A 23,292-nucleotide genomic window follows, 5' to 3' on the forward strand; every position below is an offset into this window, starting at 1 on the left:
GTCTCGCGCTGGGTCCGGTCGCGCACGGGCTCGTGGCCCTCGGCAACCGGGTGACGCCGGGGACCGGGCGCTCGGCGCGGTTCGCGAACTCCCGGGCCTGCTCGCGCTCGAAGTGCTGCGCCTGCTTCTGCTGGTCGTACTCGGTGTACGCGTCCACGATGCGGCCGACCAGGCTGTGGCGCACCACGTCCTCGCTGGTCAGGCGCGAGAAGTGAATGTCGTCGATGCCGTCGAGCACGCGCGTCACGAGACGGAGTCCGCTCGCGCCGGTCGGCAGGTCGACCTGGGTGATGTCGCCGGTGACGACCATCTTGGAGCCGAAGCCGAGGCGGGTGAGGAACATCTTCATCTGCTCGGGCGTCGTGTTCTGCGCCTCGTCGAGCACGACGAACGAGTTGTTGAGCGTGCGCCCGCGCATGTAGGCGAGCGGAGCGACCTCGATCGTGCCGGCCGCGAGCAGCTTCGGGACGATCTCGGGGTCCATCATCTCGTTCAGCGCGTCGTAGAGCGGGCGCAGGTACGGGTCGATCTTGTCGGTGAGCGAGCCGGGCAGGTAGCCCAGCCGCTCCCCCGCCTCGACCGCCGGGCGGGTCAGGATGATCCGCTCGACCTCCTTGCGCTGCAGCGACTGCACGGCCTTCGCCATCGCCAGGTAGGTCTTGCCGGTTCCGGCCGGGCCGATGCCGAAGACGATGGTGTTCTGATCGACCGCGTCGACGTACTCGCGCTGCCCGAGCGTCTTGGGCCTCACGCTCCGTCCCCGCGCCGTGAGGATGGCCTGGCCGAACGCCTCGGCCGGGCTCACCGGCCCGCCGTTCTGCAGGATGCGGGCGGACTCGCGCACGCCCTCCGGGTCGAGATCGTGCCCGCTCGCGGTCATGCGCACCAGTTCTTCCACCAGGCGCGTCGCAGCGGCGACGGGCTCGCGCTCGCCGTCGAGCGTCACCTCGTTGCCGCGCACGTGCACCCGGACATCGGGGAATCGTCCTTCGACCGCCCGGATGAGGCGGTCCTGAGGTCCGAGGAGGCGCACCATCGCGACTCCGTCGACGGCGACGACGCGCCGCGTCGTCTCGGACGCGTCCGCGCCGGGGGCGGGACGCTCGTCGGGGCTCGCGCCCGTACTCTCAACCGGTGGCAAGGGAGCCTTCCGTCTGGTGGCCGCCCAGGACGTGGGCGTGCACGTGGAACACGGTCTGGCCCGCCTCTTCGCCGGAGTTGAAGACGAGGCGGAACTGACCGTTGCTGTGGGCGTCGGCGAGCGACTGGGCGACCTGCACCATCTCGGCGAGCAGGGCGGGATCGGCGGCGGCGAGGGCGGCGACCGTGGCGTGCTCCTGGGTCCTCGGGAAGACGAGGAGGTGGACGGGCGCCTTCGGCTCGATGTCGGTGATCGCGAGGATGCGCTCGTTCTCGAACACCACATCGGCCGGGATCTCGCCCTGGACGATGCGCGTGAAGACGGTGGGTTCGCTCATGCACCCATCTTAAACGGGGCCCGTGCGCGACGGGTGCCGCGTTCGCCCACGGCACCCTGCTCCGGCGCCCCGAGTCGGCTGTGGAGGAGCGTCACCAGCGGCCCAGGCGGGCCGAGAGGACGGCGATGGCGGCGGGACCTGCGGTCGAGGTGCGCAGGACGGAGTCGCCGAGCGCGACGGCCTCGGCGCCCGCCTCCGCGAGCAGCCGCAGCTCCTCCGGAGCGATGCCGCCCTCGGGCCCGACGACGAGCACCAGGTCGCGTCCGTCCGGGACCACCTGGGAGAGCCGCGCCTGCGCCGAGGGCTCGAGGACCAGCACGCGGGACGTCGCGGCGCGCGCGACGAGACCGCGCACCTGCTCGAGCGGCGCGACCTCGGGCACCCGGGGGCGCAGCGACTGCTTGCTCGCCTCGCGCACGATGGCGCGCCAGCGCTCGCGCCCCTTCTCCTCCTTCGGGCCGGACCACCGCGAGATCGACCGCGCGGCCTGCCACGGGACGACCTCGTCCACCCCGAGCTCGGTCGCCGCCTGCACGGCGAGCTCGTCGCGGTCGCCCTTCGCGAGGGCCTGCACGAGGACCAGGCGCGGGGACGGCACCGGGGACTCCTGCACCGACTCCACGACGAGCACCACTCGCGCCGGCTCCGCGCTCTCGACGACCGCGGTCGCGACGAGTCCGCGCCCATCCCCGACCCGGACGCTCTCGCCCGCGCGGATCCGGCTGACGGTCGCGGCGTGCCGTGCCTCCGCGCCGGTGAGCGCGAGCCGGCCCCCGACGATGAAGCCCTCGGAGTCCAGCGACTCGTCGATGTAGTGGTGCGCCACGGGCTCAGCCCAGGAAGCGGTCGCGGAGCTTCGAGAAGAGGCCCTGCTGGAAGTGGGTCAGCGCGGGCTTCTGCGGCTTGTAGTGCTTCGCCAGCTCCTGGACCAGCTCCCGCTCGCGGTGGCCCAGCTTCGTCGGGGTGACGACCTGGATGCCGATGCGGAGGTCGCCGCGTCCGCTGCCGCGCAGGCGCGTGACTCCGCGTCCCTTGATCGTGACGATCTCGGTGCTCTGCGTGCCCGGCTTGATCTCGATCTCGATGTCGCCGTCGAGCGCCTTGAGCGACGCCGTGGAGCCGAGGATCGCGTCCGTCATCTGCACCTCGAGGGTGCAGAGAAGGTCGTCGCCGTTGCGGCTGAAGACGTCGTGGTGCTTGACCTTGATCTCGAGGTACAGGTCGCCGTTGGGGCCGCCGGCCGGGCCGACCTCGCCGCTGCCGGGCATCTGCAGGCGCAGGCCCGTGTCGACTCCCGCGGGGACGTCGACGGGGATGGTGCGGCGGGCGCGGACGCGTCCCTGGCCCTGGCAGGTGGAGCAGGGGGTCGCGATGACGGTGCCGTAGCCGCGGCAGGTGCCGCAGGGGCTGGCCGTCATCACATTGCCCAGGAGCGAGCGGACCGTGCGCTGGATCTGGCCGGAGCCGTGGCAGATGTCGCAGGTCACCGGCGAGGTGCCGGGCTGGCAGCACGAGCCCTGGCACGTCTCGCAGAGCACCGCCGTGTCGACCTCGAGGTCGCGGTGGGTGCCGAAGATGACCTCGTCGAGCGAGACCTCCACGCGCAGCAGGGCGTCCTGGCCGCGCTCGCGGCGGGAGCGCGGCCCGCGGGACGAGCCCTGCGCGCCCTGCCCGAAGAAGGTCTCGAAGATGTCGCCGAACCCGCCGAAGCCCTGGCCGCCGCCGCCGAAGCCCTCCTGGGGCCCGCGGTCGTACTGCGCCCGCTGCTGGGCGTCGCTCAGGACGTCGTAGGCGTGCGTGACGAGCTTGAAGCGCTCGGAGGCGTCCGCGCTCGGGTTGACGTCGGGGTGCAGCTCGCGGGCGAGTCGGCGGTACGCCTTCTTGATCTCGTCGGCGGAGGCGTCGCGGTCGACGCCCAGCACTTCGTAGTGATCGGCCACAGGTGGCTTCGTCCTTCGTTCGTGGGTCGGTGGGCCGGGCACGGCGCACCGGGGGGATCCGGCGGGGGCCGGGAGGTCGGGCCTACTCCTCGCCGAGGAGGCGGGAGAGGTAGCGGGCGACGGCGCGCACCGCGGTGATGTTGCCGGAGTAGTCCATCCGGATCGGGCCGAGCACGCCCAGGCGCGAGACCTGGCCGCCCGCGGTGTTGTACCCGCTCGTGAGCACCGAGGTCTCCTGCAGCCCGAACGGCGCGTTCTCGCGGCCGATGCGCACCGAGATGCCCCGGGGGTCCGGGGTCATCTCGGCGAAGAGGCGCAGCAGCTCCACCTGCTCCTCGATCGCCTCGAGCACGGGGTAGATGCTGCCCGAGAAGTCCTCCTCGGTGCGGACGAGGTTGGCGGCGCCGGCCATGACCAGGCGGTCCTGCCTGTTGGCGCCGACCTGCTCGAGCAGGGTCTGCACGATCGGCGTCAGCACGTGGCGCCGCTCGGGGCTGAAGCGCTCCGCGACGGAGCCGAGCGTCTCGGCCGCCTGCTGGAGCCCGAGGCCCAGCACGGCCGTGTTGAGCTTCGCGCGGATCTCGCCCAGGAGCGCGTCGTCCACGTCCTCCGGGGTCTCGAGCACGCGCTGGTCGACCCGGCCGGTGTCGGTGATCAGCACCGACAGGAGGCGGCGGGGAGCGAGGGCGACGAGCTCCACGTGGCGCAGCCGCGCGGCTCCGAACGACGGGTACTGCACGAGCGCGACGCTGTTGGTGAGCTGCGAGAGCAGGCGGACGGTCTTGACCAGCACCTCGTCGAGGTCCGGGCTCTGCCCGAGGAACGTCTCGATCGCCTGGCGCTGCGCGGAGGTCAGCGGGCGGAGGTCGGCGAGCTGGTCGACGAAGAGGCGGTAGCCCTTGTCGGTCGGCACGCGGCCGGAGGAGGTGTGCGGAGCCGCGATCAGCTCCTCCTCCTCCAGCTGGGCCATCTCGTTGCGGATGGTGGCGGCCGAGACGCCGAACGCGTGGCGCTCGACGATCGACTTCGAGCCCACCGGCTCCCGGTTCGCCACGTAGTCCTGCACGATCACGCGCAGGACCTGGAGACCGCGCTCCGTGACCATACGACCGACCTCCCGCCGGACTCCGAGTGCCCGCGGGCACGACCGTCTGCGGCGCTGACGCCGCGCGGAGCCTGGCACTCCGCAACTCTGAGTGCCAATCATAACCGGGAGGCGGACCGCCCGGCGGGGTTGCGCCGGGATCGGCCGGGGTGCACTCCTGCAGGGCCGCGGGGAGGAGCCCCGTCATCCCCGAGGAGGAGGTCCCGCGCGGCCCGGTGCGCAGGGAGTCGCCGCATGCCACGATGGACGCCGAGCGCACGGGGGACGCCCGTCGCCGCCGCCGGAACGGAGACCATCATGTCGGCCACCCCTCCCCCGCCCCCCGTCTACGGGACCCCGGCTCCGCCGCTGAACCCGGCGGACGAGAAGACCTGGGCGATCGTCACGCACGTGACCGGCATCTTCTTCAGCTTCCTGCCCTCGCTGATCGTCTTCCTGGTCTTCAAGGGGCGCGGACCGTTCCTCGAGGCGCACGCCAGGACGGCCCTCAACTTCCACCTGACGACGCTGATCGCCTACGTCGCCGGGACGATCCTGTCCTTCGTGCTCGTCGGCTTCATCGTGTTCCTGGTCGTGCCGATCCTGGTGATCGTCTTCGCGATCATCGCCTCGGTGCGCGCCAGCGCGGGCGAGTACTACACCTATCCGCTCAGCATCCCGTTCTTCAAGTAGCCGCGGAACCGGGGCGGCCGTGCGTCGGCCGCCCCGGGATCCGGCCTCAGCCGTCGGTGAGGCGGCGCACGACCGCGTCGGCCAGCAGACGGCCGCGCAGAGTCAGCACGATCCGGCCGCCGAGCGCCGCCCGGCCGTCGACGAGGCCGTCGGCGATGAGCCCCGCCACCTCGCTGCGCCGACCGGCGTCGATCGCGTCGATGGGCAGCCCGTCCGCCAGGCGCGAGCGCAGCAGCACGTCCTCCACCCGCCGCGTCCCCGCGTCGAGCGTCTCCCGCCCGGCAGCGGGCGAGGCCCCGGTGCTCAGCCGGTCGGCGTAGGCCGCCGGGTGCTTCACGTTCCACCAGCGCACGCCTCCGACGTGGCTGTGGGCGCCGGGACCGACGCCCCACCAGTCGTGGCCGAGCCAGTACGAGAGGTTGTGCCGGGAGCGGTGGGCGTCGTCGCGGGCCCAGTTGCTGACCTCGTACCAGGAGTACCCGGCAGCGGCCAGGCGCGCGTCGGCGAGCTCGTACATGTCGGCCGTGAGGTCGTCGTCCGGGGTCGCGACTTCGCCGCGGCGGATCTGCCGGGCGAGCTTCGTGCCGTCCTCCACGATCAGGGCGTAGGCCGAGAGATGGTCCGGCCGGTTGGCGAGCGCGGAGTCGAGCGACCGCTCCCAGTCGGCCAGGGACTCCCCCGGCGTGCCGTAGATGAGGTCGAGGCTGACCTGCAGGCCGGCCTCCCTCGCCCACTCGACCACGAGCGGGACCCGCTCCGGGTCGTGGGTGCGCTCGAGCGTGGCGAGGACGTGCGGCACGGCCGACTGCATCCCGAAGCTGACGCGGGTGAAGCCCGCCTCGGCCAGCGCGCGGAGGTAGGCGGCGTCGACGGAGTCCGGATTCGCCTCGGTGGTGATCTCGGCGTCGGGCGCGACCCCGAAGTGGGTGCGGAGGCCGCCCAGCATCCGCACCAGGTCGCCGGCGGGCAGGAGGGTGGGCGTCCCGCCGCCGAAGAAGACCGTGCGGGCGGGGCGCCGGGGCAGGCCCGCGCGCTCGAGCACGTCGGCGCCGAGAGCCATCTCGGTGATCGCCTCGTCGGCGTAGTCCTGCTGCTTCGCCCCGCGGAGCTCGGTCGCCGTGTAGGTGTTGAAGTCGCAGTACCCGCAGCGGACCCGGCAGAACGGCACGTGCACGTAGAGGCCGAGGTCGCGCTGCTCCACGCCGTCGACGACGGACGCGGGCAGTCCGCCGTCGAGCGGAGCAGGATCGGCGATCGGGAGGGCGCTCCCCACGTCAGCTGACGCGCGCCGGCAGCAGCGCGCGCAGGTACTTGGCGACCTGGCGCTTCTGCACGGCGCGCAGCACCGGCGCGCCCAGGCGGTAGAGACGGGTGGAGGGTCGCGAGAAGACCCGGATGACGAGCCAGACCGAGTCGTCCGCGCGCTTCTCGACGACGAAGGACTCCTCGCCGCTCTCGGGGTGGCCCTCGAGGGTGCCGTAGGCGAAGCCGACCTGGTCGGGCTCGTCGACGACGTAGACCACGCGGACCGGGGCGTCGAAGACGCGGCCGAGCAGGGTCACGCGGAGCACGGCGGTCACGCCGGCGGTGATGTAGGGGGTGCCGTCGGGAGCGAAGTGCTCCTCCGTCGGCCGGCTGACGAGGTCGATCGGGGTGCCCGCGGCATCGAAGTTGACGCCGGTGTACTGCACGCCGCTCCCGCTGGTGATGTCGGTCACCTCGATGCCGCTGCCGCGCTGCACGCCCCAGGTCATCAGGGAGGCGGTGGTGATGGCGAAGCGCTCGTCGCCCGAGCCGAGACGGGCCTCGAAGCGCTCGGCCGTGAAGCCGTCCGGCGGGTACTCGAGCAGGTCGGGTGCGAGAGTGCCGCCGACGGCCGCGTAGGTGACCTGCGGCTGGCCCTCGAAGTTGGAGCGGCGGATGCTCACGTCCCGACCTTCTTCCCGGACTCCTCGAGCGCGGCGCGCGTCGAGTCCGCGCGCCGGGTGGTGCTGTCCATCCGACCCAGCGTATCCGACCGTCGGCGTCCCGAGCCGGGAACGGCCGAGGGCCCTCCCCCGCCGGAGCGGGAGGAGGGCCCTCGTCGTGGTGCGGGTCGGGTCAGCTGCAGGGAGTCAGCTTCGCGACGGCGTCGGACAGGGTGCCGGTGCCGCCGAGGAGGACGACGCTCGTCGCTCCGCCGGCCTTGATGTCCTGCAGCACCTTGACCGGCACGCAGGTCGGGGGCACGGCGAAGAGGGGGCTCCCCGTGCGCCCGGCGGCCGCGGCTCCGGCCAGGGCGTCGGGGAAGTTCTCTCCGGTGGCCAGGAACACGGTCTTCGACCCGCGGGGGAAGGCCGCCCGGTTGAGCTGCTCCGAGGTGTCGTAGCGGTCGACCCCGCCGAAGCGGGTGACGAGCGGTCCGGCCGGCACCGTGAGGGAGTTCTGGATGCCGGCGCTGACCGACAGCTCGGATCCCGCGATGGTGAGCACCGGAGGCCGGAGCCCCCTCAGGATCCCGACAGTGGTCGGGTCGGCCGCCGGGAGGCCGCCGTTCACGAGGACGACGGGGGCCGAGTTCTTGCCCGCGGCGGCGGTGGCGCTGAGCGCGTCGGGGAACTTCTCGCCGGTCGCGAGCCAGGCCCCCTTCGGCGAGACGCCGCCGAAGGCGCTCTCGATGATCTTCCGCGACGTGTCGTAGCGGTCGGTGCCTCCGAGGCGGAAGACCCTCCCGTTCGCGTACTGGCCGAGGTCGGTGGCGAGGGCGTCGCTGACGCTGAGGTCGGAGCCGACGACGACGATCCGCTGGGGCTTGAGACGGGTGAGCTCGTCGCGGACGACCTGGCTCACCGAGTCGCGGTCGACCAGGAGGAGCGGTCCGCCCTGCTTCGCGGCGGCGGGACCGGCGCTGAGCGCGTCGGGGAAGTTCGCGCCGGTGGCGATGTAGACGACGGGGACGCCGGGGGTGTCGAAGGTCGCCTTCGAGATCTCGACGGCGGTGCCCTGGCGGTCGGTGCCCGCGAGGCGGACGACCTCCGGGCCGGTGCCCGGCGTCGGCGTCGGGGTGGTGGTCGACGGGACGACGCGCAGCGGCGCGCGCACGATGACGCCGGTGCCGGAAGGCTGCTCCCCGCCGCGGCTGAGTCCCTTCACCTCGACCGACGGGGCGCCGAGCGGCGTCGTGTCGCTGAAGTTGAGGTAGCGGTCGAAGAACTCCTGGGTCGGGGTGATCGCGATGCCCCGGCCGTCCTGCACGACCTTGGGGACGGCCTTCAGGCGGCCACCGTCCTCCGTTCCGACCGTGGCGCTGAGGCCCGCGAGGTCGAAGAAGCCGGGGACACCGGAGTCGAGGACGATGACGTCGCCCGCGCCGGCCTCGGTGACGGTGCCGCCGCCGGCCCAGAATTCGCCGCCGGCGCGCTCGGAGGAGGTGGACGTCGACAGGTCGAGGTCGGCCTCCGCGGACCCGCTCGCAGCAGTCACCTGGAGGTCGGCGGAGAGGGCGAGGACGAAGCCGGTCCGGTCGACGCCGGCCGGAGCGTACGCGTCGTCCGCCTCGTCCTCGGCGCCGTTCAGGAGGAGCGAGAGCTTGGTGCCGCCGAAGGAGCCGGCGGCGCGTCCGATCGGGATCTGGATCGAGTTGGTGGCGGTGTCGACGACGGATTCGCCGCTCTCGAGGTCCGTCGCGGTGCTCCTCAGCTGCCACGTCACGACCCGGTAGCCGGGGTGCGACCACTCGGTGAAGGTGTCGGGAGCGGTGGAGTCGGGCAGCTCGATGGTCAGCGTGGTCGCGTCTGCGGCCACCGGAAGCGGCACGTCGGTGCCGAACCGGGCGCTGTCCGACCAGGAGTAGGGCGCGGGCGCGACCGGGATCACCTTGTTCGCTGCCGAGGCCGGTCCCGCCGCCACCAGCGATCCCGCTGCGACGGCCGCGATGCTCGCGAGCGCCGCCCCCGTCCTGATCCAGCGCTTCCTCGTGCTCGTAGGCACCACGGACTACCACCCTTCGTCATGGTGGAGGACCGGTCGTCGACGCTGCAGCCCCCCGTGCGGATCGATCCCGATCCACGGCCGCGTCCTGGCGTCCGAAAGCTATCGGTCCGCTGTGAGGCGCCGCAATCCCCGAGGACACGATGTCCCGGACGGGGGGTGCGTCACCCCTCCGGGAGGGGGGACGGGCGCCGGCTACGGGGCTCGCGCTACTTCTTGTCCTTGGTCTCGACGTCACCCGAGAGCGCGGCGATGAACGCCTCCTGGGGGACCTCGACGCGGCCGACCATCTTCATCCGCTTCTTGCCCTCCTTCTGCTTCTCGAGGAGCTTGCGCTTGCGGGTGATGTCGCCGCCGTAGCACTTGGCGAGGACGTCCTTGCGCATCGCGCTGATCGACTCGCGGGCGATGATCCGGGCGCCGATGGCGGCCTGGATCGGCACCTCGAACTGCTGCCGCGGGATCAGCTTGCGCAGGCGCCCCGTCATCAGCACGCCGTAGGCGTAGGCCTTCTCCCGGTGCACGATCGCGCTGAACGCGTCGACCTGCTCGCCCTGCAGCAGGATGTCGACCTTCACGAGGTCGGCCTCCTGGGAGCCGGCGGGCTCGTAGTCGAGCGAGGCGTAGCCGGCGGTCTTGGACTTGAGGTTGTCGAAGAAGTCGAAGACGATCTCGCCGAGGGGCATGTGGTAGCGGATCTCGACCCGGTCCTCGCCCAGGTACTCCATGCCGATCAGGGTCCCGCGGCGGCTCTGGCAGAGCTCCATGATCGTGCCGACGTAGTCCTTCGGCGCGAGGATCGCGGCCTTGACGATCGGCTCCGTGACGGCGGCGATCTTGCCGACGGGGAACTCGCTCGGGTTCGTGACGGTGACGGTCTTCTTGTCCTCCGTCGAGACCTCGTAGATGACCGAGGGCGCCGTGGTGATGAGGTCGAGACCGAACTCGCGCTGCAGGCGCTCGGTGATGATCTCGAGGTGCAGGAGGCCGAGGAACCCGCAGCGGAAGCCGAAGCCGAGCGCCACCGACGTCTCGGGCTCGTAGACGAGCGCCGCGTCCGAGAGCTTGAGCTTGTCGAGGGCCTCGCGCAGGTCCGGGTAGTCGCTGCCGTCGATCGGGTACAGGCCCGAGAAGACCATCGGGAGCGGCTCGGTGTAGCCGGGCAGCGCCTGCGTCGCGGGCTTCGACGCCGTGGTGACGGTGTCGCCGACCTTCGACTGGCGCACGTCCTTCACACCGGTGATCAGGTAGCCCACCTCGCCGACCGCGAGACCCTGCGTCGCGACGGGCTCGGGGCTCGACACGCCGATCTCGAGGATCTCGTGCGTGGCGCGGGTCGACATCATCTGGATCTTCTCCCGCGGCGAGAGCTTGCCGTCGATCATCCGGACGTAGGTGACGACCCCGCGGTAGGCGTCGTACACGGAGTCGAAGATCATGGCGCGCGCAGGGGCGGAGGGGTCGCCGACGGGCGGCGGGATGAGCTCGGTGACGCGGTCGAGCAGCGCCTCGACGCCCATGCCGGTCTTGCCGGAGACGCGGAGGACGTCGTCCGGGTCGCCGCCGATGAGGCTCGCGAGCTCCTTCGCGTACTTCTCGGGGTCCGCGGCCGGCAGGTCGATCTTGTTCAGGACAGGGATGATCGTGAGGTCGTTCTCGAGCGCGAGGTAGAGGTTCGCGAGCGTCTGGGCCTCGATGCCCTGCGCCGCGTCGACCAGGAGGATCGCGCCCTCGCAGGCCGCCAGCGAGCGGCTGACCTCGTAGGAGAAGTCGACGTGGCCCGGAGTGTCGATCATGTTCAGGGCGAACGTGCGCCCGTGGCGCTCCCACGGCATCCGCACGGCCTGCGACTTGATCGTGATGCCGCGCTCGCGCTCGATGTCCATGCGGTCGAGGTACTGCGCGCGCATCGCCCGGTCCTCGACGACACCCGTGATGCCGAGCATCCGGTCGGCGAGGGTGGACTTGCCGTGGTCGATGTGGGCGATGATGCAGAAGTTGCGGATGGACGCCGGATCGGTCGCGGCGGGCTCGAGCCCGGAGTGTGCACGTGGAGACATCGTGGGACCAGTGTCCCATGCCCGGCGGCGGAGGCCGGGACCGGCGGCTACAGATCGAGTCCGTAGGTGCGGGTGGGCTCGACGCCGGGCGGGTTCTCCCGCTCGCCGAGGCGGACGAAGCCCATGCTCTCGTAGAGGGCGTGCGCGGTGGTCATCAGCGTGCCGCTGTTCATCACGACCCGCTGGAGGCCCCGCTCAGCGGCGAGCATCACGACGAACTCCGTGAGCAGCCGCCCGAGACCCCGCCCACGTGCCTCCGGGGCGACGGCGAGCAGCCGCCAGTCCAGCTCGCCGGGGCGGCCGAGCTCGTAGAGGTTCGCGCCCGGGCGCGCGGTGGTGACCGTGGCGAGGATCCGCCCGTCGCCCTCGACGGCGACCCAGACCTCGCCCTCGACGTCGTGCCGGGCGACCGCGGCGACGTCGGCGGCGTACTCCTCCCCCAGCTCGTAGTCGTGGGCGTAGGCGGCGAGCCGCAGGCGCGAGACCTCGTCGTACTCCTGGGCCCGGACGCGCCGGACCAGCACCTCGGCGGCGCTCATCCGCGCACCCGGGCCGGGAGAGCGCGCAGCCCGTGCTCCAGCGCGGCGGGGTCAGCGGCGAGGCAGACGCGGATCCAGCCCTCGCCGGTGCGGCCGAAGGCGCTGCCGGGAGCGACGGCGACGAGGGTCTCGAGGAGGAACGACTCGACCCAGGAGGCGACGTCCCCGCCGGTCGCGTGCGCCATGTCGATCCACAGGTAGAACGCGCCCTCGGGCTCGCGGTAGGCGATCCCCCGCTCGTCGAGCACGCCCGTCGCGAGCCGCAGGTTGGCGAGGTAGTGGTCGGAGGCGGCGGCCACCGCGTCCTGCGGCCCGGTCAGAGCGGCGAGGGCGGCGCGCTGGTCCGGAGTGGCGACGCAGCTGATCGCCGCCTCCTGCACCGTGACCATGATCGACGTGAAGCCGGGAGGCGTCACGAGGTAGCCGACGCGGACGCCGGTCATCGCGTAGGTCTTCGAGAAGGAGAAGACGCTGAGGACGCGGTCGGCGTCGTCCCCGCGCTCCTGCGCGATCGCCGCGAGGCTCACGTGCGGGCGCCCGTAGGTGAAGTACTCGTAGACCTCGTCGCTGAGCACCCACAGGTCGTGGCGCCGGGCGATGTCGAGCAGGCGCTCGAGGACCTCCCTCGGGAACACCACGCCGAGCGGGTTGGACGGGCTGTTGACGATCAGGACGCGGGTCCGGTCGGTGATCAGGCGCTCGACCTCCTCGGGATCGGGGAGGAAGGCGTCCTCAGCGCGCAGCGTGTACGGCACGGGCACGGCGCCGATGGTCCGCGCATTGGTCGTGAAGACGGTGTAGCCCGGGTCGGGGATGAGCACCTCGTCGCCGGGCCCGAGCAGGAGCGTCATCGCCTGGTGCAGCGCCTGCGTGGCGCCGACGGTCACCCAGACCTGCTCGACGTCCGCCTCGATGCCGTTGTCTCGTGCCAGCTTCTCGACGATGGCGCGCCGGAGCTCGGGGACTCCGCCGTTGGGCCCGTAGCGGGTGTCGTCGGCCGCCCACGCCGCCCGTGCCGCCTCGATGATGTGCGGCGCGGTCGGCACGTCGGGCTCGCCCACCGCGAGGAGGGTGACTCCGTCGAGCCGCAGCGCGATCTCGAACAGGTGGCGGATGCCCGAGGGCGGCACCGCGGAGAGGTGATCGGCGAGACGGGGCACCGGCGTCACGTTACCGGCGGGCCCGGACCGCGAGACGCCACGGCGGTCCGCCTCCCCCGGCGTGTCGCCCCGGCGGCCCCGACCCGGACGGCGCCGCACCCGCGGGCGCGGCGCGGTTGAAGGGTGACGACGGGTGCGCTAAAGTTCCTTGTTGGCTTGCGCTCCCCCTCCGGACACCCGGCAGGCGTGGAGTGATCAGAAGCCGGCGACCTCCAGTCGCACCGCAGGGCGTTCAGACGCCCGCGGAAGGGGCACTCCGTCGAGTAGCCGGCTGCACACACGCACATCCGAGAAGAAGGTAATCCACGTGGCAAACATCAAGTCGCAGATCAAGCGCAACCTCACCAACAAGAAGGCGAACGAGCGCAACAAGGCCGTCAAGAGCGAGCTGAAGACCGCCATCCGCTCGGTCCACACCGCCATCGCCGCCGGCGACACCGAGAAGGCCGGCACCGCCCTCGCCTTCGCCGCCAAGAAGCTCGACAAGGCCGCCAGCAAGGGCGTCATCCACAAGAACCAGGCCGCGAACCGCAAGTCGGCCATCGCGAAGCAGGTCGCCGCGCTGTAATACTGCGCGAAGCTGCAACGACGAAGGGTCCGGCCTCTGGCCGGGCCCTTCGTCGTTGCAGCTTCGCGGTCGACGGGCTCCTCGTGCCTCGTCGCCCGTCGCGCAGTCGGCTTCCGCGCTTGGTTGCGGTGGGAGGAGCGGGTTCCGTTCCGGGTACGACGATCCGCTGACACGCGGATCGCCGGTGACCCTGCGAGGGCATCGTCCGGCTCTCGATCGGCTGCGGCCCGGTCGGCTACCGCGGAGGGTCGCGGGGGGAGGAGCGGAGAGCGTTTCGGGGTACGACGATCCGCTGACTCGCGGATCGCCTGTGACCCGCACCGATCTCGACGGGCTTCTCGTGCCTCGTCGCCCGTCGCGCAGTCGGCTTCCGCGCATGGTTGCGGTGGGAGGAGCGGGTTCCGTTCCGGGTACGACGATCCGCTCGCACGCGGATCGCCGGTGACCCTGCGAGGTCGTTGTCCGACTCTTCGTCGGCCGCGGTGCGAGCCTGCGAGCGGAGGTGAACCCTTCGCTGCTGGTCGAGCAGCCGCGGAGCGGCGTATCGAGACCCGCCGAGGACGAGGTCGGTGCGGATCGCGGGCGCAGGGTCTTTCGGGCGGGTCAGAGGCCCCGGGCGGAGACGACGGAGACCATGCGCTCGAGGGCGTACACGGGGTCGCGGGTGGCGCCCTTCACGTTCGCGTCGGCGTCGGCGACCGTCAGGATCGCGGTGCCGAGGCCCTCGCCGGTCCAGCCCTGCAGGTCGCGCCGGGCCCGGTCCACCTGCCACGGAGCGAGGCCCAGACGCGAGGCGACCTGACCCGAGCCCTCGCGCGAGCCGGCGACCTTCGCCATGGTCCGCAGCTTGCTCGCGAACGCGGCGACGATCGGTACCGGGTCGGCACCGGAGGCGAGGGCGTGGCGGAGCCCGAGCAGCGCCTCGCCGTGACGGCCCGCGATCGCCGAGTCGGCGACGGTGAAGGCCGTGGTCTCGACGCGGCCGCCGTAGTACTTCGCGACGGTCGCCTCGGTGATCTCGCCGGTGACGTCGGACAGCAGCTGCTGGCACGCCGACGCGAGCTCGTCGAGGTCGTCGGAGAAGGCAGACACCAGGGCTCGGACGGCACCGGTGGTCGCCGTGCGGCCGGCGGTGCGGAACTCGGCGATCGCGAAGTCGACCTTGTCGCTCTCGCGCTTGAGCTCGGCGCAGACGATCTCGATGCCGCCGCCCGTGCCCGAGCGGATGGCGTCGAGGAGCTTCTTGCCCCGGTTGCCGCCGCCGTGGCGGAGCACCAGGGTCGCCCCGTCCGCGGGCGCCGAGAGGTAGTCGAGGGTCTCGAGGAGGAACGCGTCCGTGCACTTCTCGACGTTCGAGACGCGGATGAGGCGGGGCTCGTCGAAGAGGGACGGGCTCGCGAGCGTCAGCAGCTCCCCCGGCGCGTAGCCGCCGGCGTCGATGTCGCTGACCTCGAGGCTCGGATCCTCGGCCCGGAGGAACTCGCGGAGGAAGCGCAGCGCGCGGTCGGCGAGGAACTGCTCCGGGCCGGTGATCAGCACGATCGGCGCCGGCCGGGTCTGGTTCCAGGCGAGCTGCGGGATCGCCGCCTTCGAGGGCGCTGCCTTCGCGCGCGCCGGGGCCCTGCCTGCCATGCCGTGTCCTTCCGTGCCGCGCCCGTCCGAGCGCCCTCCACCCTACGGCCCGCTCACGGCGCCCCGAGGACGCCGCGGGAGCCGTCGCGCCGCTCACCCAGACCGCGATCCCGTCGCTGCGGGACGCGAGCACGACCGTACCCTCGACATCCGACCTCAGCGCCTCGACCCCGCGCTCGGCCAGCAGAGCGAGGAGCGACGGATTCGGATGTCCGTAGTCGTTCTCCGCCCCGACGGAGATCAGCCCGACGCTCGCGCCGAGCGCGTCGTAGAGGGCGGGCGACTGGTCGGCGGAGCCGTGATGCGCGACCTTGACGACGTCGACCCGGCCGACCGGCAGCCGGGAGACGCGTCCCTGCTCCTGCTCGCCGAGGTCGCCCAGGAGCGCGACGGAGAGCGGGCCGCCGCGGGCGTCCGGGCCGATGTCGACCCGGAGGGTCACGCTCGCCTCGTTCCCCCGCAGCGCGCTCCGCCGCTCCGGCCACTCGACCCGCCAGCGCAGCGAGCCGAGCGCGCCGCTGTCGCCGCGGACCGCCTCCTGCACGGCGACCCCCGCGCCGGTGAGCGCCGCCCGGTCGCGCTCGTCGTCGCGGCCCGCGGCGGGCCCGACGAGCGCGGCGTCGGTCCGTCCGAGGACGGCCTGGAGCCCGCCGACGTGGTCGAGGTCGTAGTGCGTCAGCACCAGCAGCGGGATCCGGTCCACTCCCATCAGGCGGAGGCAGGCCTCGAGCGGTGCGGGCTCGGGCCCCGTGTCGACGAGCAGCACGCCCGCGTCTCCGCGGAGGAGGACCGCGTCGCCCTGCCCGACGTCGCACATCGCGACACGCCAGTCCTCGGGAACCGAGGCGGCGCGGAGGAGCGGCGTGGCGACGGTGGTGCCGCCGGCGGCGGCGATCGCGCACGCCAGCCCGACGGCGGCGACCCGGCGCACCCGCGCGAGCCGCGGCGACTGCGTGACCAGCACGAGGGCGAGCAGGGTCAGCACGGTGAGCGCGAGCGCTCCTCCCACGCCGGGCCACCAGGCGATCCTCGGGGCGGGCCACGAGTCGACGGCGCGGGCGATCGAGGCGATCCACCAGGCGGGGACGGCGGCGAGCCGGATCGCAGCGTCGGCGGCTCCGGGCCACCAGGGGGCGAGCAGGCAGCCGATGAGCCCAAGCCCGGTCGCGGCGGGTGCCGCGGGCTCGGCGAGCAGGTTGGCGAGCACTCCGTACACCGGCACCGACGGGTCCACGAGCAGCAGCACGGGCTGGCAGGCGAGCTGCGCCGCGGTCGGCACCGCGAGCAGCAGGGCGAGAGGCCGGGGCAGCACTCGACCGAGAGCGCCCGCGATCGGCTCGGCGAGCAGCAGGAGTCCGGCGGTGGCGAGGACGGACAGCACGAAGCCGAGCCTCCCCGCGATCGAGGGGTCGGCGGCCACGAGCACGACGACGGTCGCGAGCAGGGCGGGCACAGCCGCTCCGGAGCGACGCCCGAGCCGCGCGAGGAGGACCACCGTCGCCATCACGGCGGCCCGCACCACGCTCGGCTCGGGGGTCACCAGCACCACGAAGCCGGCGAGCAGGGCGAGGGCGGCGACGGTCCGGAGAGGGCGCCCGGCGCCGAGGAGCGCCGCGATCGTCCAGCCGGCGACCACCACCACGGCGCAGTTGGCGCCCGAGACGGCGGTCAGGTGGGTGAGCGACGCGGTGCGCATCGCCTCCTCGAGCCCCGCGTCGAGCGCGGACGTGTCGCCGGTCGCGAGGCCCGGCAGCAGCCCCGCCACGTCGCCGCCGACCAGCGCCGCGCGCTCGAGGAAGCGCGAGCGCAGCACCTCCGCGACGGCCGCCGCTCCCCCGGGACCGCGCCGGTCCTCGACGGACGCCGCCCTCAGCATCGTCGCCTCGCCGACGGGCCCCTCCTGCGCCGCAGCGCGCGCCTCCAGGTCGAGCTCGGCGCCCACCGGCAGCCGACCGCCGGGATCGGCGAGCAGCACGCGCACGGGGGCCGCGGTCGACGCGTCTCCCACCCGCAGCGCCGTCGCGTCGAACCACACTCCCCCGGTCGCGAGCGGTCGGGCACCCGTATCGACGCGCACGGTGACCGGGGTGAGGGCGCGATCCTCCTGGGCCTCCCTCAGCGACGCCGGGTGGTCACCGGGCGCCGCGGCGACCACGGAGGTGAGGGCGAGGGCGGCACCCGCGCCCCCGACGAGCACCGCTCCGACCAGCCGCCCGCCGAGGCCGCGCCGGAGCAGGACGCACGCCGCCCCGAGCAGCACCCAGCCCGCGGCGCACCACGAGAGGCCCCCGTCGAGCACTGCCGCGACCGGCAGCATCCCGGCCGCCCACGCGGTGGTCCAGGCGGCCACCGCTGCCGGCAGGAGCCGCAGGTCCGCCGCCCGCACGCTCCTCACGGCGCGACCTGGTCGCGGAACGCGGCGAGCGTCTTCTCGCCGATCCCGGGGACCTCGAGCAGCTGGTCGACGGAGGAGAACTGGCCGTTCGCCTCCCGGTGGGCGACGATCTTCTTCGCGGTCGCCGGGCCGATCTCGGGCAGCTCCTCCAGCTGGGCCGCCGTCGCCGTGCTCAGGCTCAGCACGGATCCGGCGGCGGAGGCTCCTCCTGGAGCGGCCCCGCCCGGAGCCGCTCCCGCCGCGGCCGGCGCCGCTCCCACGGCCGGCACGACGATCTGCTCGCCGTCCACGAGCCTCCGGGCCAGGTTGACCGCCGCGCGCTCCGCCGACTCCTGGAACCCTCCGGCGGCGGCGACCGCGTCCGCCACCCGCGCCTCCGGCGACAGGACGTACAGCCCCGGAGAGGCGACCTCGCCGGCCACGTGAACGTACAGCGACTCGACCGCCGCAGCAGCGGGCGCGCTCGTCGACACGGCGGGCTCCAGGACCCGCTCATGACCGCTCGACCGCGCTCCCGCGAGCAGCACCGCGACCACCGCGGCGCCGATGACGAGCACGACCGCCGCTCCCACTCCCACGCGCCAGCGCGGGCGGGCGCGGCGGGGCCGCAGCAGCGCCGTCAACTGCTCGTCGTCCGTCCCGCTGGTCTCTGGCATCCGCCGACGGTAGGACCCGCGTCACCGCCCGGAGCGGCCGCCGACACCGATCCGGGGACAGCCCGCCGGATCGCCTCCCTGTGGAGGAGAGAGCAGCACCGGCGCAGGACGGACGACGGGGCCCCTCCTGCGAGAGGAGGAGCCCCGTCGGGACGGATCGGCGGCTAGACCGCCTTCGTCACCAGGTTCACCAGGCGCGGCGCCCGCACGATCGCCTTCACGACCTCGCGGCCGACGAGAGCCCGGGCGACGCCGGCCGTGGCCCGCGCCTTCTCCTCGAGCTCGTCGGAGGAGATCTTCGGCGAGACCTCGAGCCGGTCGCGGACCTTGCCGTCGACCTGCAGGATCGCCGTGACCTTCTCCTCGACCAGCAGCGACGGGTCGGCCTTGCGCCACAGCGCGTGCGCGACGGTGCCCTCGTAGCCCAGACGGTGCCACATGTCCTCGGCCGTGTACGGCGCGAACAGGTTGAGAGCCATCGCGACCACCTCGACCGCCTCGCGGACCGCGGGGTCCCCGGCCCCGGCACCCGAGTCGACGACCTTGCGGGTCGCGTTGACGAGCTCCATCAGCCGCGCGACCACGACGTTGAACTTGAACGCCTCGATCAGCGACGGGGACTCCGCGAGGAAGCGGTGGGTCTGGCGGCGCAGAGCCGCGTCGCCCGACTTCCACTCGACGTCGGGCCTCGAGGTGACGTCCTTCGCCAGGCGCCAGGCGCGGGCGAGGAACTTCGCGCTGCCGCCGGGCGAGACGTCGGCCCAGTCGATGTCGTCCTCGGGCGGGCCGGCGAACGCCATCGTCAGGCGCACGGCGTCGACGCCGAACTCGTCCAGCTGGTCCGAGAGGCGGACGATGTTGCCCTTCGACTTCGACATCGCCGCGCCGTCCATCTGAACCATGCCCTGGTTGAGCAGCGCCGTGAAGGGCTCCGTGAACGACACGTAGCCCAGGTCGAACAGCACCTTGGTGATGAAGCGCGCGTACAGCAGGTGCAGGATCGCGTGCGTCACGCCTCCGACGTACTGGTCGACGGGCGCCCACTTCTCGGCGAGCTTCGGATCGAAGGCCTGCGTGTCGTCCTTCGGCGAGAGGAAGCGGAGGAAGTACCACGAGGAGTCGACGAAGGTGTCCATCGTGTCCGGGTCGCGGCGCGCGGGCGAGCCGTCCACCGGGTGCGGCACGTTCACCCAGTCCTCCGCCGCTCCGAGCGGCGACGAGCCCTTCGGCTGCAGGTCGAGGCCGTCGGTGGAGGGCAGGACGACGGGCAGCTGGTCCTCGGGAACCGGCACGAGCTCGCCGTCGGCTCCGTGGATGATCGGGATGGGGGTGCCCCAGTAGCGCTGACGCGAGATCAGCCAGTCGCGCAGGCGGTAGTTCTTGGCCGAGCGGCCGCGGCCGCGCTCCTCGAGCATCCTGATGACGCGCTCGATGGCGGTGCGCTTGGAGAGCCCGTCGAGCGGCCCGGAGTTGATCAGGCGGCCGTCGCCGGTCAGCGCCTCGCCGGTCGTGGCGGGGTCGAGCGAGTACTCCTTCTCGAGCGCGGCCAGCTCCTCCGGGTCCTCCGGGATGACCGGGATCGCCCCGGTGACGGAGGCGTTGGTGTCGACGACCACGCGCACGGGCAGGTCGAAGGCGCGGGCGAAGTCGAGGTCGCGCTGGTCGTGCGCAGGCACGGCCATGACGGCTCCGTGGCCGTAGTCGGAGAGGACGTAGTCGGCGGCCCAGATCGGCAGCCGCTCGCCGTTCACGGGGTTCACCGCGTAGCGGCCGAGGAACACGCCGGTCTTGGGGCGGTCGGCGGTCAGGCGCTCGATCTCGCTCGACTTCTGCACCGTCTCGAGGTAGCTGCGGAACGCGTCGCGGATCGCGGGCTCGGAGCCCTCGACCAGCTCGGAGGCGAGGTCGGAGTCGGGCGCGACGACCATGAAGGTCGCCCCGTAGAGCGTGTCGGGGCGCGTGGTGAAGACGGTGACGCGCTCGTCGCGGCCCTCGATCTCGAACTCGACGTCGGCGCCGATGGAGCGGCCGATCCAGTTGCGCTGCATGGCGATGACCTTCGACGGCCAGGACCCCTCGAGCTGGTTCAGGTCGTCGAGCAGGCGGTCGGCGTAGTCGGTGATCTTGAAGTACCACTGCGTGAGCTTCTTCTTGACCACGACCGCGCCGGAGCGCTCGGAGGTGCCGTCCGCCAGGACCTGCTCGTTCGCCAGGACCGTCTGGTCCACCGGGTCCCAGTTGACCCAGCTGTCCTTGCGGTAGGCGAGGCCCTTCTCGTACATCTTGAGGAACAGCCACTGGTTCCACTTGTAGTACTCGGGGTCGGAGGTGTGCAGCACGCGGTCCCAGTCGAAGGACGCGGCGTAGCGCTTCATCGAGCGCTTCTGCTGCTCGATGTTGTCGTAGGTCCAGGTGACCGGGTTCAGCCCGCGCTTGATCGCGGCGTTCTCGGCGGGCAGGCCGAAGCTGTCCCAGCCGATCGGGTGGAGGACGTTGAAGCCCTGCTGGCGCCAGTAGCGCGCGATCACGTCTCCGAGCGCGTACGCCTCGGCGTGGCCCATGTGCAGGTCGCCCGAGGGGTACGGGAACATGTCGAGCACGTACTTGCGGGGGCGCTTGTCCTCGGGGTCGTCCGTCGCGAACGGGCGCGTCTCCTCCCAGATCGGGAGCCACTTCTCCTGGAGCGCTCGGAAGTCGTAGCGCTCCTCGTCGCTCGCGCCGGTCTGCCGGGAGGTGTCTTCTGCCACAGGTGCTTCTCACTTCTGAAGGAGGGGGAGAACGCGCACGCGTGGGCGGCTGCGTTCGACCATCAACCCTACTGGCCCCGCGCGCACGGCAGACGAACGCGGCGCCCGCTCACTCCTCGGCGGCGCCCAGCACCGCGAGGAGCGCCCGCGCCTTCAGCCGCGTCTCCTCGACCTCCTCCTCCGGCACCGAGAGCGCGGTGATGCCGCCGCCGGTCCCCAGGCGGGCGCGCTCGCCGTCGAGCACGAGGGTGCGGATGGTCATCGCGAGGTCCAGCGAGCCGTCCGAGCCCAGGCGGCCGAAGGCGCCGGAGTAGACGCCGCGGGGACCGCCCTCCCACTCCCGCAGCAGCTCCACCGCCCGGCGCTTGGGCGCTCCCGTCATCGAGCCGGCCGGGAAGAGGGCTGCGATCAGCTGGGCGATCCCGACGCCCGGCGCGCGGCGGGCCGAGACCTCGCTGACCAGCTGGTGGACGTGCGGGTAGCTCTCCACCTCGAGCAGGCGGTCGACGACGACGGAGCCGGGGGCGGCGATCCGGGCGAGGTCGTTGCGGACGAGGTCCACGATCATCACGTTCTCGGCCCGCTCCTTCACGCTCGACACGAGCTCGTCCCGGAGCGCGCGGTCCTCGTCGGCGTCCCGGCCCCGGGGGCGCGTGCCCTTGATGGGATGCGTGGCGACGCGTCCATCGGCCCCGCCGGTGAGGAACCGCTCGGGCGAGGCGCTGACGAGCGCGAGCGGGCCGAGGCGGATCAGCCCGCCGTGATGGCTCGGGCTGGAGCGGCGGAGGCGACGGTACGCCTCGACCGGATCGAACCGGCCCTCGACGACGATCTCGTCGGTGAGGCAGAGCTGGTAGGCGTCCCCCGCGCGGATGGCCTCCTGGCAGCGGCCGATCAGCGCCGTGTACTCGGCGGCGGAGTGACGGCGGACCGGGACGCCGGCGGGCTCGGGATCCGCGGGGTCCGCGGGTGCGAGCGCGCCGACGAGCTCGAGCAGGCGCACGGTGAGCTCCTGCGCGTCTCCCGTGGCGACCAGGCGGACGGTCCGGGTGCCGTGGTCGAACTCGAGCACGGGGTCGCCCCGGAGCAGGGCGAGGGCCGGCGGATCCGCGGGGCCGGTCGGCGCCGAGGGCAGGGAGACGGAGGCGGCTCCCGCCTCGTAGGAGATCCAGCCGTAGCGGCCGAGCGCGCGGTCGCCCGCGGGGGCCTCGTCGTCGACCGCGGCGAGCGCCGCCGCCACGTCGCCGCCGGCCTCGACGAGGAGCACGTCCTCGCGGGCGCACGCCCCGAGGTAGGAGCGGCCGCTCGTCGCTCCGAGGCCCGAGTCGAGCCAGAACGACGCCTCGGCCGTGGCGAACAGGGCGTGGTGCGCGAGCTCCGGATCGACCCAGGGCAGCTCGACCGAGCGGACGTGCCGATCCTCCGAGACCACTGGGCTAGCGTAGGCGGTCGTGGACGGCGAGCAGGTTCGGGAGTGGGACGGGCGGGCCCTGACGAGCGTTCCCGAGCCGCCCGGCACCTCCCTGGACGCGGCCGACTCCTGGCTGGTGGACGAGGGACGCGTCCGCGGGCTCGACCTGCACCGCGAGCGGTTCGCCGCCTCCGTCGCCTCGGCGGGCGGGCACCCGGACGTCGAGCCGTTCCTCCACGCCGCGATCGCCGCCCTGCCCCGCGAGGGCCGCTCCTTCCCCCGCGTCGAGCTCTCGGGAGGCGCCCTGCGGCTCCGGCTGCGATCCGCCCCGCCGACGACCCGCTCCGTGGTGCTGTGGACGAGCCCCGTGGATCCGCGCCGGACACCGTCCTGGAAGGGGCCGGACATCGCACGTCTCGCCCTCCTGCGGACGCGCGCGCACGCCGCGGGAGCGGACGAGGCCGTGCTGCTCGACGCCGAGGGCGCCGTCATCGACGGAGCGAGCAGCGCGATCCTGTGGTGGCTGGGCGACGCGCTGGTCGTCCCTCCGGCGACGAGCACCCGCGTGCGCAGCGTGACGGCTCGCACCGTCTCGGTGCTCGCCGGCGCGCTCGGCGTGGACGTGATCGAGGCCCCGGCCGAGCCGGAGTCGCTCGAGGGCCGTGAGGTCTGGACGGCCAACGCCCTGCACGGTCTGCGGCTGGCGACCGCCTGGGCGGACGGACCGGCGCTCGCCGCGGAGCCGGGCCGCCTGGACGCCTGGCGGAAGCGGCTGGACGCTCTCAGGCGGCCTCTCCCAGCGCTCTGACCCGCGGAGGACCTCAGCTCCCGCGCGTCCCCCAGACGGAGGGCCCCCGTTCCGCTCTCACTCGTGCGTCCGCCGTGCGAGCATCGAGTACCCCCTCTTCCGGCCCCCGCCGGCCACTCGAGAAAGTCCTGCGATGACGCGTTCCCCCTCCC

18 protein-coding genes and 1 pseudogene are annotated in these 23,292 nt (G+C 73.0%); 3 read left to right on the top strand and 16 right to left on the bottom strand.

Features of this window, described 5'->3' with window-relative positions:
- The 5 genes from C5C69_RS15805 to hrcA form a co-directional block, all read right to left on the bottom strand.
- On the bottom strand, positions 1–1,036 hold a 1,036-nt coding region (locus C5C69_RS15805; protein ID WP_104258274.1), incomplete at its 3' end, for a PhoH family protein.
- Between the two features lie 91 nt (positions 1,037–1,127).
- Positions 1,128–1,478 carry an HIT domain-containing protein gene (locus tag C5C69_RS15810; protein ID WP_104258275.1) on the bottom strand — a complete coding sequence of 117 codons (351 nt, stop codon included), beginning with the start codon at positions 1,476–1,478 and terminating at the stop codon, positions 1,128–1,130.
- Positions 1,479–1,569: 91 nt separating this feature from the next.
- Entirely contained in the window at positions 1,570–2,304 is a 735-nt protein-coding gene (locus C5C69_RS15815; protein ID WP_104258276.1) for a 16S rRNA (uracil(1498)-N(3))-methyltransferase, read from the bottom strand.
- Between the two features lie 4 nt (positions 2,305–2,308).
- Positions 2,309–3,418, bottom strand: a complete 1,110-nt coding sequence (gene dnaJ, locus C5C69_RS15820; RefSeq protein WP_104225203.1) for a molecular chaperone DnaJ — start codon at positions 3,416–3,418, stop codon at positions 2,309–2,311.
- A gap of 82 nt (positions 3,419–3,500) precedes the next feature.
- Positions 3,501–4,523: a heat-inducible transcriptional repressor HrcA gene (gene hrcA / locus C5C69_RS15825; RefSeq protein ID WP_104223131.1), complete on the bottom strand. Its 1,023-nt coding sequence runs from the start codon at positions 4,521–4,523 to the stop codon at positions 3,501–3,503.
- A 297-nt stretch (positions 4,524–4,820) separates the two neighbouring features.
- Between hrcA and C5C69_RS15830 the strand changes: the two genes are divergently transcribed.
- Positions 4,821–5,195, top strand: a complete 375-nt coding sequence (locus tag C5C69_RS15830; protein ID WP_104258277.1) for a DUF4870 domain-containing protein — start codon at positions 4,821–4,823, stop codon at positions 5,193–5,195.
- A gap of 46 nt (positions 5,196–5,241) precedes the next feature.
- Here C5C69_RS15830 and hemW read toward each other — a convergent pair whose 3' ends face one another.
- The 6 genes from hemW to C5C69_RS15860 all read right to left on the bottom strand — a co-directional run bounded on the left by hemW (position 5,242) and on the right by C5C69_RS15860 (position 12,923).
- Positions 5,242–6,468 (bottom strand): radical SAM family heme chaperone HemW, encoded by a 1,227-nt coding sequence (gene hemW / locus C5C69_RS15835; protein WP_104258278.1) that lies wholly within the window; start codon positions 6,466–6,468, stop codon positions 5,242–5,244.
- A gap of 1 nt (position 6,469) precedes the next feature.
- Positions 6,470–7,123: a DUF1990 family protein gene (locus C5C69_RS15840; RefSeq protein WP_244229440.1), complete on the bottom strand. Its 654-nt coding sequence runs from the start codon at positions 7,121–7,123 to the stop codon at positions 6,470–6,472.
- A 172-nt stretch (positions 7,124–7,295) separates the two neighbouring features.
- Entirely contained in the window at positions 7,296–9,167 is a 1,872-nt protein-coding gene (locus C5C69_RS15845) for a cell wall-binding repeat-containing protein (RefSeq protein ID WP_104258279.1), read from the bottom strand.
- A gap of 206 nt (positions 9,168–9,373) precedes the next feature.
- Positions 9,374–11,224: a translation elongation factor 4 gene (lepA, locus tag C5C69_RS15850; RefSeq protein WP_104258280.1), complete on the bottom strand. Its 1,851-nt coding sequence runs from the start codon at positions 11,222–11,224 to the stop codon at positions 9,374–9,376.
- A gap of 47 nt (positions 11,225–11,271) precedes the next feature.
- The gene (locus C5C69_RS15855) at positions 11,272–11,763 is read right to left on the bottom strand and encodes a GNAT family N-acetyltransferase (RefSeq protein ID WP_104223126.1); all 492 of its coding nucleotides are present in this window, start codon (positions 11,761–11,763) and stop codon (positions 11,272–11,274) included.
- Complete coding sequence (locus C5C69_RS15860; RefSeq protein WP_104258281.1) at positions 11,760–12,923, bottom strand: pyridoxal phosphate-dependent aminotransferase; 1,164 nt, start codon at positions 12,921–12,923, stop codon at positions 11,760–11,762. Before C5C69_RS15860 ends, C5C69_RS15855 begins: the two co-directional genes overlap by 4 nt.
- A gap of 307 nt (positions 12,924–13,230) precedes the next feature.
- On the opposite strand from C5C69_RS15860, the gene rpsT reads away from it, so the two are divergent.
- Entirely contained in the window at positions 13,231–13,491 is a 261-nt protein-coding gene (gene rpsT / locus C5C69_RS15865) for a 30S ribosomal protein S20 (RefSeq protein WP_097165711.1), read from the top strand.
- A gap of 603 nt (positions 13,492–14,094) precedes the next feature.
- Here rpsT and holA read toward each other — a convergent pair.
- From holA to pabB, 5 genes and pseudogenes are all read right to left on the bottom strand, one after another.
- Positions 14,095–15,123: a DNA polymerase III subunit delta gene (holA, locus tag C5C69_RS15870; RefSeq protein WP_104225645.1), complete on the bottom strand. Its 1,029-nt coding sequence runs from the start codon at positions 15,121–15,123 to the stop codon at positions 14,095–14,097.
- A 568-nt stretch (positions 15,124–15,691) separates the two neighbouring features.
- Positions 15,692–17,440: pseudogene (locus C5C69_RS17475) on the bottom strand (ComEC/Rec2 family competence protein); the annotation flags it as partial.
- Between the two features lie 74 nt (positions 17,441–17,514).
- Positions 17,515–18,174, bottom strand: coding sequence for a ComEA family DNA-binding protein (locus tag C5C69_RS15885; protein ID WP_104234465.1), 660 nt, complete (start codon positions 18,172–18,174; stop codon positions 17,515–17,517).
- 164 nt (positions 18,175–18,338) lie between these two features.
- Entirely contained in the window at positions 18,339–20,921 is a 2,583-nt protein-coding gene (gene leuS, locus C5C69_RS15890; protein WP_104234466.1) for a leucine--tRNA ligase, read from the bottom strand.
- Positions 20,922–21,030: 109 nt separating this feature from the next.
- On the bottom strand, positions 21,031–22,353 hold the full coding sequence (gene pabB, locus C5C69_RS15895) for an aminodeoxychorismate synthase component I (RefSeq protein ID WP_104234467.1): 1,323 nt from the start codon (positions 22,351–22,353) through the stop codon (positions 21,031–21,033).
- A 19-nt stretch (positions 22,354–22,372) separates the two neighbouring features.
- On the opposite strand from pabB, the gene C5C69_RS15900 reads away from it, so the two are divergent.
- Positions 22,373–23,140 carry an aminotransferase class IV gene (locus tag C5C69_RS15900; protein WP_258065417.1) on the top strand — a complete coding sequence of 256 codons (768 nt, stop codon included), beginning with the start codon at positions 22,373–22,375 and terminating at the stop codon, positions 23,138–23,140.
- Positions 23,141–23,292 lie beyond the last annotated feature (152 nt).

Origin of the sequence: Rathayibacter sp. AY1C7, assembly GCF_002931865.1 — a bacterium.
Classification (GTDB): Bacteria; Actinomycetota; Actinomycetes; order Actinomycetales; family Microbacteriaceae; genus Rathayibacter.